This is a genomic window from Aetokthonos hydrillicola CCALA 1050 (assembly GCF_017591665.1).
Classification (GTDB): domain Bacteria; phylum Cyanobacteriota; class Cyanobacteriia; order Cyanobacteriales; family Nostocaceae; genus Aetokthonos; species Aetokthonos hydrillicola.
Genome location: NZ_JAAKGC010000024.1, coordinates 1 through 14,024 on the forward strand (window position 1 = coordinate 1; position 14,024 = coordinate 14,024).

At 38.2% G+C, this 14,024-nt stretch carries 7 protein-coding genes; 6 read left to right on the top strand and 1 reads right to left on the bottom strand.

Going from position 1 to position 14,024, the window contains the following annotated elements:
* The 6 genes from G4P69_RS14360 to G4P69_RS14385 all read left to right on the top strand — a co-directional run.
* A partial coding sequence (locus G4P69_RS14360) for a TOMM precursor leader peptide-binding protein (RefSeq protein ID WP_208350426.1) occupies nucleotides 1-2,313 on the top strand: 2,313 nt, incomplete at its 5' end.
* Nucleotides 2,314-2,440: 127 nt separating this feature from the next.
* Nucleotides 2,441-3,484 (top strand): hypothetical protein, encoded by a 1,044-nt coding sequence (locus G4P69_RS14365; RefSeq protein WP_208341446.1) that lies wholly within the window; start codon nucleotides 2,441-2,443, stop codon nucleotides 3,482-3,484.
* Nucleotides 3,485-3,524: 40 nt separating this feature from the next.
* On the top strand, nucleotides 3,525-3,905 hold the full coding sequence (locus tag G4P69_RS14370; protein ID WP_208341447.1) for a hypothetical protein: 381 nt from the start codon (nucleotides 3,525-3,527) through the stop codon (nucleotides 3,903-3,905).
* A 115-nt stretch (nucleotides 3,906-4,020) separates the two neighbouring features.
* Entirely contained in the window at nucleotides 4,021-5,112 is a 1,092-nt protein-coding gene (locus tag G4P69_RS14375) for an amidohydrolase family protein (RefSeq protein WP_243902355.1), read from the top strand.
* Nucleotides 5,113-5,299: 187 nt separating this feature from the next.
* Nucleotides 5,300-6,322: a hypothetical protein gene (locus G4P69_RS14380; RefSeq protein ID WP_208341448.1), complete on the top strand. Its 1,023-nt coding sequence runs from the start codon at nucleotides 5,300-5,302 to the stop codon at nucleotides 6,320-6,322.
* A gap of 82 nt (nucleotides 6,323-6,404) precedes the next feature.
* Nucleotides 6,405-12,689, top strand: a complete 6,285-nt coding sequence (locus tag G4P69_RS14385) for an AAA family ATPase (RefSeq protein WP_208350431.1) — start codon at nucleotides 6,405-6,407, stop codon at nucleotides 12,687-12,689.
* On the opposite strand, the gene G4P69_RS14390 is transcribed toward G4P69_RS14385, so the two are convergent.
* Nucleotides 12,686-13,993: an AAA-like domain-containing protein gene (locus tag G4P69_RS14390; protein WP_208350432.1), complete on the bottom strand. Its 1,308-nt coding sequence runs from the start codon at nucleotides 13,991-13,993 to the stop codon at nucleotides 12,686-12,688. The two genes, G4P69_RS14385 and G4P69_RS14390, sit on opposite strands and share 4 nt — an antisense overlap.
* Between the last annotated feature and the right edge of the window lie 31 nt (nucleotides 13,994-14,024).

The following is a 14,024-nucleotide window of genomic DNA, read 5'->3' on the forward strand; positions in this document are numbered from 1 at the left end:
AACCCCTGTTATTCTGTTGCAACTATAGAACCTGAACAAGTATTTTTGTTATCAGAAAGGGAGACAATTTGGCTAAGCGATCGCCTTTCTTGTAGTTTAGCTGGTTTAATCGATAGCAATCTCAGTATTGATGAAATTCTTGACACCATTGAAAAGTCTCTACTGCAAGATCCAAAATCTTTTGAAGAAGCTGCTACCTTTTTCCAAGAAGTTTTCAATGTCAGTATTAAAGCCCAATATGCTTTGTTCCATTTGGAACAAAAGGGTTATCTTGTCAAACCAGATCACTCTTTACCATCGCATTTAAATATTTTTTGTCATCATCTTAATATTGCTCCCACAGTAGCCCATCAAAGATTGCGATCAACTAAGGTAGCAGTAAAAGCATTAGGTTTGGTTGCTGCATCTGATTTGATTGCTGTGCTTGAATCTCTCCAAATTCAAGTAGCAGACGTTGGTGACTTGACAGTAGTGTTAACTGATGACTATCTCGCGCCTGAGTTAGATGAGTTCAATCAACAAGCTTTAAAATCCCAATCTCCCTGGATGTTAGTTAAACCATTGGGAACAATAGTCTGGCTTGGCCCTTTATTTGATCCTAAAAAAACTGGGTGTTGGGAATGTTTAGCCAAGCGTTTGCGAGATAACAGACCAATTGAAGGGTTTATTCAGAGACAAAAGCCCATTTCTCCTTCTTTAACACCTCCTTTAGGGTTTTTGGCATCTACTGTACAAACTGCATTAGGAATGGCAGCCACTGAGGTGTTTAAATGGATTGTCCAAGGGGAAAACAAACAATTAGAAAACAATCTAATCGCTTACGATACGATCGCACTGCAAACTCAAAATCATGGCTGGGTGAAACGTCCTCAATGTTCTAGCTGTGGAGAGATGGTAAATAAGTTAACCAAAAACCCCCTACCGGTTGTTTTAGGACACCGCCAAAAAACCTTTACAGTCGATGGAGGACACCGTATTTGTTCGCCACAAGAAACTCTCAGGAAATATCAACATCATATTAGCCCCATTACCGGGGTTGTGCGAGAACTGAATAAAATTCCTGGGAATGGATTAACTCACAGCTACGTTGCCAAACATCATTTTCACAGTATATTTGATGATTTCAACGGCTTGCGCCAAAATTTAGGGGGAAGAAGCGCAGGGAAAGGTAGGACTGATTCTCAAGCTAGAGCTAGTGGTTTCTGCGAAGCGATCGAGCGATATTCTGGGGTGTTTCAAGGGTATGAAATTAGAGAAAAAGCCAGTTACCAACAAATGGGGGATAAAGCGATTCACCCCAATGCTTGCATGAACTTTAGTCAAAAACAATACCAAAATAGAGAGCAATGGAATGTTGAATGTCAAGGCTGGTTTCAAAAAGTCCCCGAACCTTTTGATGAGGAAAGAGAAATTGACTGGACTCCTGTTTGGTCTTTAACCCATCAGGAATTTAAGTATCTGCCAACGGCTTACTGCTATTATGGCTATCAAGCGGACTATAAACCCGACTGTTGGGCTGATTCCAATGGGTGCGCGGCGGGTAACACTATCGAAGAAGCTATTCTGCAAGGGTTTATGGAGTTAGTAGAGCGTGATGCTGTCGCCTTATGGTGGTATAACTCTCTGCAAAAGCCGCAAGTTGATTTAGATAGTTTCGACGAGCCTTATTTTCACAGTCTAAAGCAATATTATCAAACTATTAATCGGGAACTTTGGGTTTTAGATATTACTAGCGATCTCAATATTCCTGTCTTTGCTGCTATTAGTCGCAGAAGCGATGATCCCAAGGGGGTCGCGCGGAGCGATCGCGAAGTAGAAGATATTGTTTTGGGTTATGGCGCTCATTTCGATGCCAGGATTGCTATTAGTCGAGCCTTAACGGAAGTAAACCAAATTTTACCTAACGTTTTATTTTCCAAAGCTGATGGAAGTACTCAATATCCCCCGTCAGCAGATCCCTTGGCAGTAGATTGGTGGAAAACCGCAACTTTAAGCAATCAACCTTATTTAGTTCCAAGCCAGAGAATTGCTGCTAAAGTCAGTGGCGATTATCGCCAAATGGCAACTGACGATTTACTCGAAGATGTCAAGCTCTGTCAACAAATCGTTGAGAACAATGGTTTAGAAATGCTGGTTTTAGATCAGACTCGTCCCGATATAGGACTTCACGTTGCCAAGGTAATCGTTCCTGGAATGCGCCATATGTGGAAAAGGTTAGCGCCAGGACGGCTTTATCAGGCTCCGGTGACAATGGGTTGGTTGCCAAAACCACTGTCAGAAGAGCACCTCAACTCTTTTCCCATGTGGATGTGAGGGGTAATTCATTGCGATTGAAGCTCACATTCCGTACCCTCAAATGTCACAACCTGAAGGAAAGAATAAAAGCAGCGAGTTCTTTTTTAACTAATTGATAACATGCCCTAAGATTCATTGAAAAATTATGCGACCTAAAGTAATACTAGCTTTAATTCCTATTTACTTTCTTCTTGGTAGTTGCAAAAATGACGATTTAGTAGCAGCTAAGTCATTTGCTGCTTTATCCGAAAGCCTAGCAAACGCTAACAAGAAAATATCGGCTGATATTTATGCTTCCTGCGCTCGATCTGCAAGTTGGATAGCTCTAGGAACAGCCAAGAGTCGAGAAAATCAGCAAAAACAATTAGATACGTGTAATGACCAATTCCGTCGCAATTCACAAAATACCGAAATTGCTGGCAGTGTTTTAGTCAATTATGTTGCAGCAGTTGGAAATTTAGCGACCAAAAATGAAAATGGCTTTAGTCCTAAGATCAACCAAATTTCAGAAACTTTAGGCAATATTAACGTCAAGGGGCAGACAATAATTAAGGAAAATGCTCGTAAAGCAGGATTTCAGATTGTTGATTTTATTACTAATCTTCTAGTGAATGATTTTCGGCGGCGTAATTTGAAACTCGCTATTATCTGCACAGATAAAGATATTCAGGAATATTCTGCAAGCCTGTCCAATCTCATTGATTTATCCTATACAAACTATTCACTTGATACAGAAATCGAACATATTAATAAATATTTTGGTTACTATATAGGTCAAGTGAATCCACAATTAACAAAATTATCAGACTCAAAAGATAATCCACAAGGTTTTAACACACTTCAAGAAAGACAAACTTTCTTAGAAGAACAACAGCGAGCAGAAATTAACAAAGTTATTGAACGTAAAAAGGAGGGTGCGGCATATGTAGCAACTATTCGTTCTACCGCAGATTTTCATCACAAATTGAAACGCATTTTCAATGGAAATCAGGAGGAAATTTCACCTAAACAAATTCAAAAATGTGATAAGTATCGCTCCAACCGTGAAAGCCAAAATGTTCAAGGTATTGATAGACAGAATGATTCCTGGAATCAAGAAATTACTAGCTCAGAGTTAAAGCAAGCTAAGAAAGCGACCAAGGAATACATTGACAAAGTTACCCCTCTACTTCAGGAAATTCAAGATTAATTAACAATCTAACCGTTTGGAAATTAAGGAAAGGTAAATTATGGCTAATAATCAAAACTTAAAAAATATCCTTAACCCTGTAGATGAAGCAATTACTCGTGCTAAAGAATCTCCATATTATGTAAACCTTAATAATTCAGAATTGCAAAAAGCAAATGATAAATTGGAAGAATTGGAAAGAATAAAAAGTAAGATAATGGGTAAGATATTTGAGCAAGAAATTCAAGAAAAGCTTCTCAACCAGGATCCTGACAGTCCTCGTTCCCAAATTGAGCAAGCTACAGATCGTCTTAATAAGTCTGCTGGTAAAATTGAGGATTTTGATAATTTTTTATCAGACATAGATAAGGCTTTAAACATTGTTAGTAGTATCATCAAGGCTATTTCACCGATTCCGATTGCTCCAAAAAAACAGGGCTAACGCAACTGACACGTAATAACTGTAAGCTGTGTAAAGCTACGAAAAAATTTCAGCGTAGGAATCAAACTTTTAGCGTTACGCACCAACTCCCAATTCTGAGACAGATTGATTACAGATGATGTTAAACGGATATTCGATTATTGATGCGGATTCCCACGTAATTGAGCCTCCCAGTATGTGGGCTGAGTATCTCGAACCAGAATTTAAACAGTTTGCTCCCTCAGCAGACATGAAAATTCAAGGGGAAGACATTGTAAAAAAAGTCTCTAGGCAAGTTCGAGATAAGGGGAATAAGCAAATGATGGAAGCTCATCCTAATGCTTATTTCCAAGGCTACAATGTCGAGTCCCACGTTCAAGAGATGGTGCAGATGGGGATCGATCTGGCATTCCTTTATCCAACTTATGGGTTGTGGCTTTGGGCGATCGATACTATGCAACCGGAAGTTGCTGGCGCTTTTACCCGCGCTTACAACAATTGGTTAAAAGACTTTTGCAGCTACGATCCAGATAGACTGAAGGGGGTGGGAGCAATTAATCTGCACGCGCCAGAGTCAATGGTGGATGAATTGCATAGAATTGTCGATTTTGGCTGGAAAGCAGTGTTTTTACGCCCTAACCCCGTAAAAGGAAGATTATTAAGCGACTCTGCTTACGAGCCATTTTGGACAGAATGCGAGCGACTAGGAATAGCAGTAGGTATTCACGAAGGGACTCATAGCCGTTTGCCAACTACTGGAACAGAAAGGTTTAACACTCGTTTCGCTACCCACGCTTGCTCTCACCCGATGGAACAGATGATGGCTTTATTAGCCTTGATTGAAGGAGGGGTATTAGAACGTCATCCAAAACTGAAAGTGGCTTTTCTGGAGTCGGGTTGTGGCTGGCTTCCCTATTGGCTGTGGCGACTGGATGAAGAGTATGAAAATTTAGCTTGGGAGGATACGATTCATGATAATGTGAAAATAAAGCCATCAGAGTATTTTCGTCGCCAGTGCTTTATTGCCATAGAGCCTTCAGAACCATTACTGGCTCAGGTGATTGAATATATTGGCACGGAAAATTTAATCTTTGGTTCGGACTATCCCCATATGGATCATAAACCGAACATCGTTGCAGAAATGGTAAAGCTTGAGGAAAAATTATCGAAAGAAACTGTGCAAAAGATTCTTTGGGATAATTCTTGCCGTTTTTACAATTTGTCTTGAATTACAGATTATATAGGAGGAAAAGACAATGTGCTATTCACCAGAACTAACAGCAGCATCAAACAACGAACAAGCAATATTATCAGAGCCATTTCCTAAAAGTGATTATTACCAGATTCTATATGTAGAACCTGTAGACCGTACAGAATGTCCTCAGAATAAACACAAGCACATATCTACGACCATATTGACGAAAAAAAGAATTATTGAATCTAATAACAGTCAAATACCGGATTCAGATACGTCTAAAAAACCTAAAGATCTAGCGAGTTTCAATTTATTTCAACTTGATGAAAAAACAAAAAAGAACTTAAAAGGTTATCCTAAAACAGGCGGTGAGCCAGACAATCTGCTATCCTCATATTTACCTTCGCCAGGAGTCGTTTTTCCACCAAAGTTTCTCAAGTCATTAGAAGATGATAAAGAAATAAAATACGGTAATTTTTATGTTCCAATGCGGACTCTACTACATAGTCGCAAAATATCTCAGTTGATTGCTAAAACTTGGTGGTCTTATATGGAAGCGAGAAAGACTGAGGAAAATAGTGAGTGCTGGAAGAATTTTGTTGACGGTAAGTGGGGTCTTATTGATTCTGAAATTTTAGATGGTCTCATTGCTAGAGAAATTTTTCTTTTTGGTGGAGGAGATGTTCCTGACAAAATCGAGAAGCCTGATAACCCCGATGTCTACTGGCCTTCAAGGCCTGAAGAAAGATGTAAAAATACAAGATTTATAATTTTTCCTGGCAGCAAAGCTTGGCAGGGAAGTTGTTTATCTCTGTTATTAGCTGGACAAGCCTATTATGACAGTTATGAAAGCACAGGTAAATACAGTTATGAAAGAAAAAGAACAGGTAAATACCACCAAATTTCCCAACCTATTTTAAGCACAGGTGAAATCACTGATCAATATACTTTAGAAGTAGACTGGTGTAGCTTTAATGCTAATATCAAAGAGATTCTTATTAGTCAAGAAAAACCTTGGGTAGCTTATCAGGTTGCTATTCCCTATCCACCTATACCTAAGGAAGCCACGGAAAAAGAGGTTCGAGAATGGGCATATGCAAAAGAAGACCCAGAAAAGGCAGAAAAAGACCCGGAAAAGGGAGGGAATTTTCCCTTTTTTATAAGGGACACATCCGGCAAATATGTAGCAGATGTGAAATATTTTAGATCTCCCTATCCCTATATTCCACTCAGTTCCAGCTAATAAAAAATGTAGCATAAAATTTCTCCACAATGATAAAATCCTAGAAAGCCTAAAAAAATTCCAGGATTTTATCAAACTTCCTATGAATCAGCAGCCAGACAAAATTCAAACAGACTATCAGATTATTAAAAAAATCTATGAAAGTGCTAATTCATTAGTCTACCGAGCCATTCTTAAACCCGATAATCAACATGTTATTTTAAAGATTCTCAAGGAAAACTACCCAACTCCCTCAGAACTAACTCGATATAAGCAGGAATATGAAGTAACCCGCTCCTTTAATAGTGATGGAGTTATTAACGCATATGATTTGCAGCGGTATAAAAATAGTCTAGTCATGCTCTTAGAAGACTTTGGTGGTGCATCTTTAAAACTATTAATAGCCAACCAACGCCAATTTACTCTCAAAGAATTTCTCTCTATAGCCATTAAAACTACTGAGAGTTTAGGATCTATTCACGCTGCCAATATTATCCATAAAGATATTAATCCCTCTAATATCGTTTATAACCCAGAAACCGAACAACTTAAAATTATCGATTTCGGTATTTCCACTTCGTTATCGCGAGAAAATCAGACAGTTGGCAATATTGAGCGCTTAGAAGGGACTTTAGCTTATATTGCTCCAGAGCAAACTGGAAGAATGAACCGAGGAATAGATTACCGCAGCGATTTTTATTCCTTGGGTGCTACCTTCTACGAATTGCTGACTAATCAACTACCTTTTGCAACTACTGACCCTATAGAATTAGTTCATTGTCATATTGCTCAACAACCTGTTTCCCCCAATAAACTTGTAGAAACGTTAAATTTAACATCTCAACCAATACCTAAAGCCGTTTCAGACATTGTAATGAAATTATTGGCAAAAATTCCAGAAGAACGATACCAAAGCGCTTGGGGAATCAAAGCCGATTTGGAAACCTGTCGCGATCGCTTAGAGAGTTTAGGGCAAATAGACGAGTTTTGTTTAGCAACTCAGGATATTTGCGATCGCTTTGTTATCCCTGAAAAACTTTACGGTAGAGAAGAAGAAGTCACTCAACTATTAACTACTTTTGAGCGAGTCAGTCAAGGCAACAGTGAGATAATGCTGGTTTCTGGTTATTCAGGAATTGGCAAATCTGCCTTGGTTAATGAAATTCATAAACCAATATTACGCCAGAGGGGGTACTTTATTAGGGGAAAATTCGACCAGTTGCAGCGAGACATTCCCTATGCAGCAATCACTTTAGCATTTCAAGACTTAATACGGCAGTTACTTACGGAATCTGAGGTGAGACTACAAACTTGGAAACAAGAACTTTTAGCAGCATTGAATCCTAATGCTCAGGTTATCATCGATATAATTCCTGAATTGGAGCAAATTATCGGTAAACAACTGCCAGTCGAGCAATTAGGAGCAACTGAAGCTCAAAATCGATTTCATTTATTTTTTCAAAGATTTATTCACATTTTCACTAAAAAAGAACACCCTTTAGTTATCTTCCTGGACGATCTACAGTGGGCAGATTTAGCTTCTGTGAAATTAATTGAGCTATTAATAACCGATCCTGATAGCCAACATCTATTGATAATCGGAGCCTACCGAGATAATGAAGTTGATGCTACTCATCCCTTTATGCAAACCTTAGAGCAAATAAAAAAAGAAGGTGCTAGGGTCAATAATATCTTGCTGCAACCATTAGAAATTCAAAATATCAACCAATTAATTACTGATACTTTAAATTGCTCGATAGAAAAATCAAAACCTCTAGCAGAGTTAGTCACCAATAAAACTCAAGGTAATCCTTTTTTCTTAACTCAATTACTCGAATTTTTGTACAAAGAAAACCTTTTGTTATTTGATCACAATCAAAGTTGTTGGGACTGGAATGTTGAACAAATCGAAGGAGTAGGAATAACTGATAATGTTGTTGAGCTAACTATCAGCAAAATTACCAAACTAAACGAAAACACTCAGAAAATTTTGCAATTAGCTGCCTGCATCGGCAATCAATTTAATTTAGAATTTCTCTCTGTCGTAAATAGAAAATCTCAACTTACTACAGCTAGAGAACTTCAGCCAGCATTAGAAGAAGGCTTGATTTTACCTCTGAGTAATGACTATAAAATACCTCTGCTTTGGAATCAGGAAGAAATATCAATAAATACTTCAGAAATATCTTCTGTTTTTATTCCCAAAATACCCAAATATATCTCCTACAAATTTTTGCACGACAAAGTTCAGCAAGCGGCTTATGCTTTAATTCCAGAAGCAGAGAAAAAAGCACTTCATTTGCAACTGGGTCGTCTTCTTCTAAAAAATATAAAGAAAACTGAATTAGAAGAAAATATTTTTGATATTGTTAATCATCTAAATGAAGGTTCTGAATTAATTACTGAGCGTTCAGAAAGAGATAATTTAGCTAAATTAAATCTTCGAGCAGGTAAAAAAGCAAAAGAATCAACAGCTTATCAACCAGCCTTAAGATATTTAAAAACTGGGTTGGGATTATTATCACTGAATAGTTGGAAAACCCAGTATAAATTAACTTTAGAAATTCATGTAAAAACTTTAGAATTACTCTACTTAAATACTGAGTTTGATCAAATTGAAGATTTTTCAGAAACTATTCTAAAACAAGCTAGCACTATTCTCGATACAATCGAAGTTTATAAGATAAAGATATTTTATTATTTCGCTATATTAGACAGTCAACGTGCAATAGATAATGCTCTTGAGATTTTATCAAAACTAGGGATAGATATTTCTGACAGAACTATCGATATAAATGAGAAAATAGAACAAAAACAGAAATATATTGAATCACTTTTTCAAAATATAAAAATTGAAGATTTAGCTAATCTACCTGTAATAACCGACAAATATAAGCTAGCAGCTATACAAATCTTACAGCAAATGATACCGCCCACATTTACTGCGAACTTTTCATTATTTGTTTTGGTAATGCTAACTCTAATTAATTTTTGTTTGGAATTTGGAAATTATCCTCAAGTATCTATTACTTATAGTTTCTATGGACTACTTCTTTGTAGAGTAATAAATCATATTGATTATGGATATAAATTCGGAGAACTGTCTATCAAATTGCTGAATAAATTTGATAGATCTCAATCAGAATCTCAACCTATTCATGTATATTATGGATTTATCTGGCACTGGAAAATATTTCTAAAAGAAAAAGTGGCGCAAGATAAATTACTCAGCACTTTTCAGAAAGGAATAAATATAGGAGATTATGAGCATTCTGGTTATGTATCTATAGATTATTGCTTGATAAAGTTTTTTGGGGGAGATAATTTAAAACAAATTAAAGATGATGAAAACAAATATTTTTTGTTAATGAAAAAAGCAAAACAAAAATATTTAACTGAGTATTTAATGATTTGTCAGAGGACAGTTGATAATTTAACAACAAAATCTAAAAATCAAAACTTTTTGTTAATCGGAGATTCTCAACAGGAAGAAGAAAAAAAGATTCAAGAATATACTATATATAATAACCAATGGTTATTATATACTTTTTACTTGAATAAAACAATAGTAAACTATTATTTTAATGATTTATCTCAAGCTGTTAATAATGCAATTGAGACGGAAAAACATGTTGAAAGTATTGGCTCATATTTAACTGCAGCGCAGCATAACTTATACTCTTCTCTTTCCTTCCTCGGTTATTATCATTGTTATAATCTAGAGCAACAAAAAAAAATCTTAGAACAAATAGAAAAAAATCAGCAGAACATGAAAACATGGGCTAATGATTGCCCAGCCAACTTTCAAAATAAATACGATTTAGTAGAAGCAGAGAAAGCGCGAGTACTGGAACAAAATTGGCAAGCCCAAGAACTTTACGAAAAAGCAATTCAAGGTGCTAAAAAATCGGAATTTATCCACGAAGAAGCCATAGCTTACGAACGCGCAGCAGAATTTTATCTGTCTATAGGTAGAGAAGAAATAGGACGACTATATCTGAAAAATGCTTATCATTGTTATAGTCATTGGGGTGCAAAAGCCAAAGTTAAAGCCCTAGAATTGGAGTATCCGCAGTTTCTAATGGATATAAACAACCGAAAACAAGACCAAAGCATTAATACAACTGAATCTACTGGTGGTACAAATCCTCAAGTACTCGATCTGATGGCAGTTACCAAAGCCTCTCACGTATTAGCTAGGGAAATTAAACTGGATCAACTGCTGGCTAAGCTGATGAAAACTGTAATTGAAAATGGCGGTGCTCAAAAAGGCTTTCTGCTTTTAGAAAAAGATAATAAATGGGCGATCGAAGCTGAAGGGACAGTAGATTCTGATCATGTTAATACACTACAATCAATTTCAGTAGACTTCGTAGATGACTCCAATCACTTTCCCCTCTTGTCATCTGCCATTATCAACTATGTTGCTCGCACGCAGGAATGCGTAATTTTAAATGATGCTGCCCATGAGGGACAATTTGTTCGTGATCCATATATCGTCGCCACTCAACCTAAATCCCTTCTTTGCACACCCTTACTCAATCAAGGCAAGCTTAACGGCATCTTATATCTGGAAAATAATTTAACTACTGGTGCTTTTACACCAGATCGCCTAGAAGTTCTAAAACTCCTGTCTTCTCAAGCCGCAATTTCTCTTCAAAATGCTCAACTTTATGTTGCACTATATGAGAATGAGCAAAGATTAGCCCAATTTTTAGAAGCTATGCCCATAGGTGTCTTTGCACTTAATGCTAAGGGCGAACCCTACTATGCAAATCAGGCTGCCCAGCTAATCCTTGGCAAGGGAATTGTAACTGGAGCAACAACTGATCAATTGACCGAAACCTATCAGGCTTATTTAGCAGGGACAGACCAATTATACCCAACTCAACAACAACCCATTGTACGAGCCTTAAATGGCGAAAGTACGACTACGGATGATATAGAAATTCACCAAGTTGATAAAACAATTCCTTTAGAAATATCAGCTACCCCTGTTTACGATGAGAAGGGACAAATTGTTTATGCGATCGCTACCTTTCAAGATATCACCGAACGCAAACAAGCCGAAGCGGATCGGGTTCAGTATACCCAAGAACTAGCCCTCAAAAATCTTGCTCTAGAACAAGCTAAAGATGAAATAGAAGGATATAGCCGGACTCTAGAACAAAAAGTCTCAGAACGCACACAAGAACTGTCACAAACTTTAGAAATTCTCAAAGCCACCCAAGCAGAACTGCTATTTGAAAACGAGTTACTCAGAAGTAATGAACAAGCCAGCACTTTTGACTATCAAGTGGGAGGAAGTTTGCCGATGGATGCTTCCACTTATGTAGTGCGTTCCGCAGATCGTTACCTCTACAAAGCTTTAAAACGCGGAGAATTTTGTTACGTTCTCAATCCCCGACAGATGGGAAAGTCCAGTCTCATGGTACGCATGATTCACTACCTCCAGCACGAAGGGGTTTGTTGTGCGGCAATTGATATGACCCTTATTGGCACCGAAAATATTACCCCAAATCAATGGTATAAGGGATTAGCTTCTGAGTTAGGGCGACGTTTGGGTTTACGAAGCAAAGTTAACCTAAAAGCTTGGTGGAAAGAGCGAGATGGTATTTCTCCAGTTCAGAGGTTAAATCAATTTATCGAAGAAGTCCTGCTAGTAGAAGCAGGGATAGAAAATGACATTCCTTCCAAACAACTGGTTATTTTTATCGATGAAATTGATAGTGTCTTAGGTTTGAATTTCGCAGTTAATGACTTTTTTGCCTTGATTCGCTACTGCTACAACCAGCGCAGTCTCAATCCACAGTATCAGCGTTTGACTTTTGCTTTTTTTGGTGTTGCTACCCCCTCAGATTTAATTAGTAGTATCCAAACAACCCCCTTTAACATTGGTCAGTTTATTCAACTTGAGGGCTTTAAAGAGCATGAAGCCCAACCTTTGCTGCAAGGATTGGCAGAAAAAGTGAGCAATCCGCAAACCGTGCTTAAAGAAATCTTAGCCTGGACGAACGGGCAGCCTTTTCTTACCCAAAAACTCTGTAAACTCATCCGCAATACTTCATCTCCTATTCCCAATGGCGATGAAGTCTCCTGGATTGAGAATTTAGTGCGAACGAATATAATAGACAATTGGGAATCCCAGGATGAGCCAGAGCATTTGAGAACCATCCGCGATCGTATTCTCAGAAGTAACAAGTCTGTTCAACTACTAGAAATTTTTCGACAAGTTTTACATCAGGAAGAAGTTATCACTGTCGACAGCCCAGAGGAAAAGGAATTGATCTTGTCAGGTTTAGTAGTCAAACAACAGGGAATTTTGAGAGTCCAGAACCGTATTTATAAATTGATTTTTAACCGCAGTTGGGTTGATTTGCACATTTAGGAAGGAGTATTCTTAAAGTACTGCTGATACAACTTACACGTTGGTATTGCTTTATGTCCTGATTCAGTAATCAGCCCCAAACTACTTAACTTGTAAGACAGCATACCATCTAACCGCACAGGTTCATTAGCATTTATGACTGCTAGAAGGGTACTGGCTAATTCTGGTTGTTCTTGCAGTGTGACTAAATGTCGCTGCAAGTGATGGGAATAAATTCCGGTCGGTGTGGGCGCAGTTTCCAGCAGTTGTGCCAAAGTTGCATTCCCACGACTAAGGTGATAAAGAGCAATTTGCACTAGTGCAGGATGTCCCCCCACCATGTCTATTAGTTGCATAGCTTCCTCCCCATCTTCCCAATTAAGCTCGTAACGTTGGGCTAACTGCTGTACCTCCTGCTTACTAAAATTGTTTAACTGAACTGGCAGTCCCACATTGAATGGGGACTGGTTAAGCTGGAGAGGAACGTAAATTTCCGTCGAGTGAACCACAATCAGGCGGAGCTTTTGCCATATAGGCAAAGTTCTGGCTTCTTCATACCAAGAGCGCAGCAGAGGTAAAAAATCCTTTGCCACTTGAGGATGCTCAAAAATCTGATTCACTTCATCCAACCCTAACACCACCGGAGTCGCAATTGATTCTAGTAGATAGTCTTGGAAGTATGAAGTGCAGCTAATTTTACTGCCTAGATCCTCATCCCAGTACTCGTCTAAGTTCCGTTCTAACTGAAGGTGGCGCGCACAATTGGCACACAGCCAACGCAAAAATTGATTCAAATCGCTCAAGATTCCTTGGTCAACTTGATCTAGGTTCAAGCTAATCGTGCGGTAGCCTAAACGTTTACCAAAGTCGAGAACTCTCTGGAGTAGAGAAGTCTTGCCCATTTCTCTAGCCGCTTTAATCCGCACTAAGGCTCCTGGTTTCCTGATTTCTTGATAAACCTGCTCTTCAAGGGGAGCGCGTTCAATATAAAAAAGGGAGCCAAGAGGAACTGGACCATTCGGGTAGCTCGGCGACATGTCCTGGTTGACATCGATCAGCTCAGGGGATTCAAGGTTTTTGTCTATAGTTTTGGATGAAACCTCAAAATTTAGATTGGCAATTTCTCTCCAGTCCAGTCCCAATTTCCGGCAGAGTTCTTCAAATGTCGTGTAGTCGACAGGCTTACCTGTCAGGAAGTTATTGACCGTTGCTAGAGCAAATCCTACTTCTTCAGCTAAAGAGCGTTGACTGGGAAAACCGTTAGATCTTAGTGCCAATTTAACTTTGTCAAGGCAATCCTGTTGAACTCTAAGGGATCTAGCCATGGAACATTTTACGACAACTTCGAAGAATCAT

Excerpts from the sequence above, each read along its gene's own strand:
- G4P69_RS14365 (WP_208341446.1), top strand. The coding sequence starts at position 2,441 with ATGCGACCTAAAGTAATACTAGCTTTAATTCCTATTTACTTTCTTCTT.
- G4P69_RS14370 (WP_208341447.1), top strand. The coding sequence starts at position 3,525 with ATGGCTAATAATCAAAACTTAAAAAATATCCTTAACCCTGTAGATGAA.
- G4P69_RS14375 (WP_243902355.1), top strand. The coding sequence starts at position 4,021 with ATGATGTTAAACGGATATTCGATTATTGATGCGGATTCCCACGTAATT.
- G4P69_RS14385 (WP_208350431.1), top strand. The coding sequence starts at position 6,405 with ATGAATCAGCAGCCAGACAAAATTCAAACAGACTATCAGATTATTAAA.
- G4P69_RS14390 (WP_208350432.1), bottom strand. The coding sequence starts at position 13,993 with ATGGCTAGATCCCTTAGAGTTCAACAGGATTGCCTTGACAAAGTTAAA.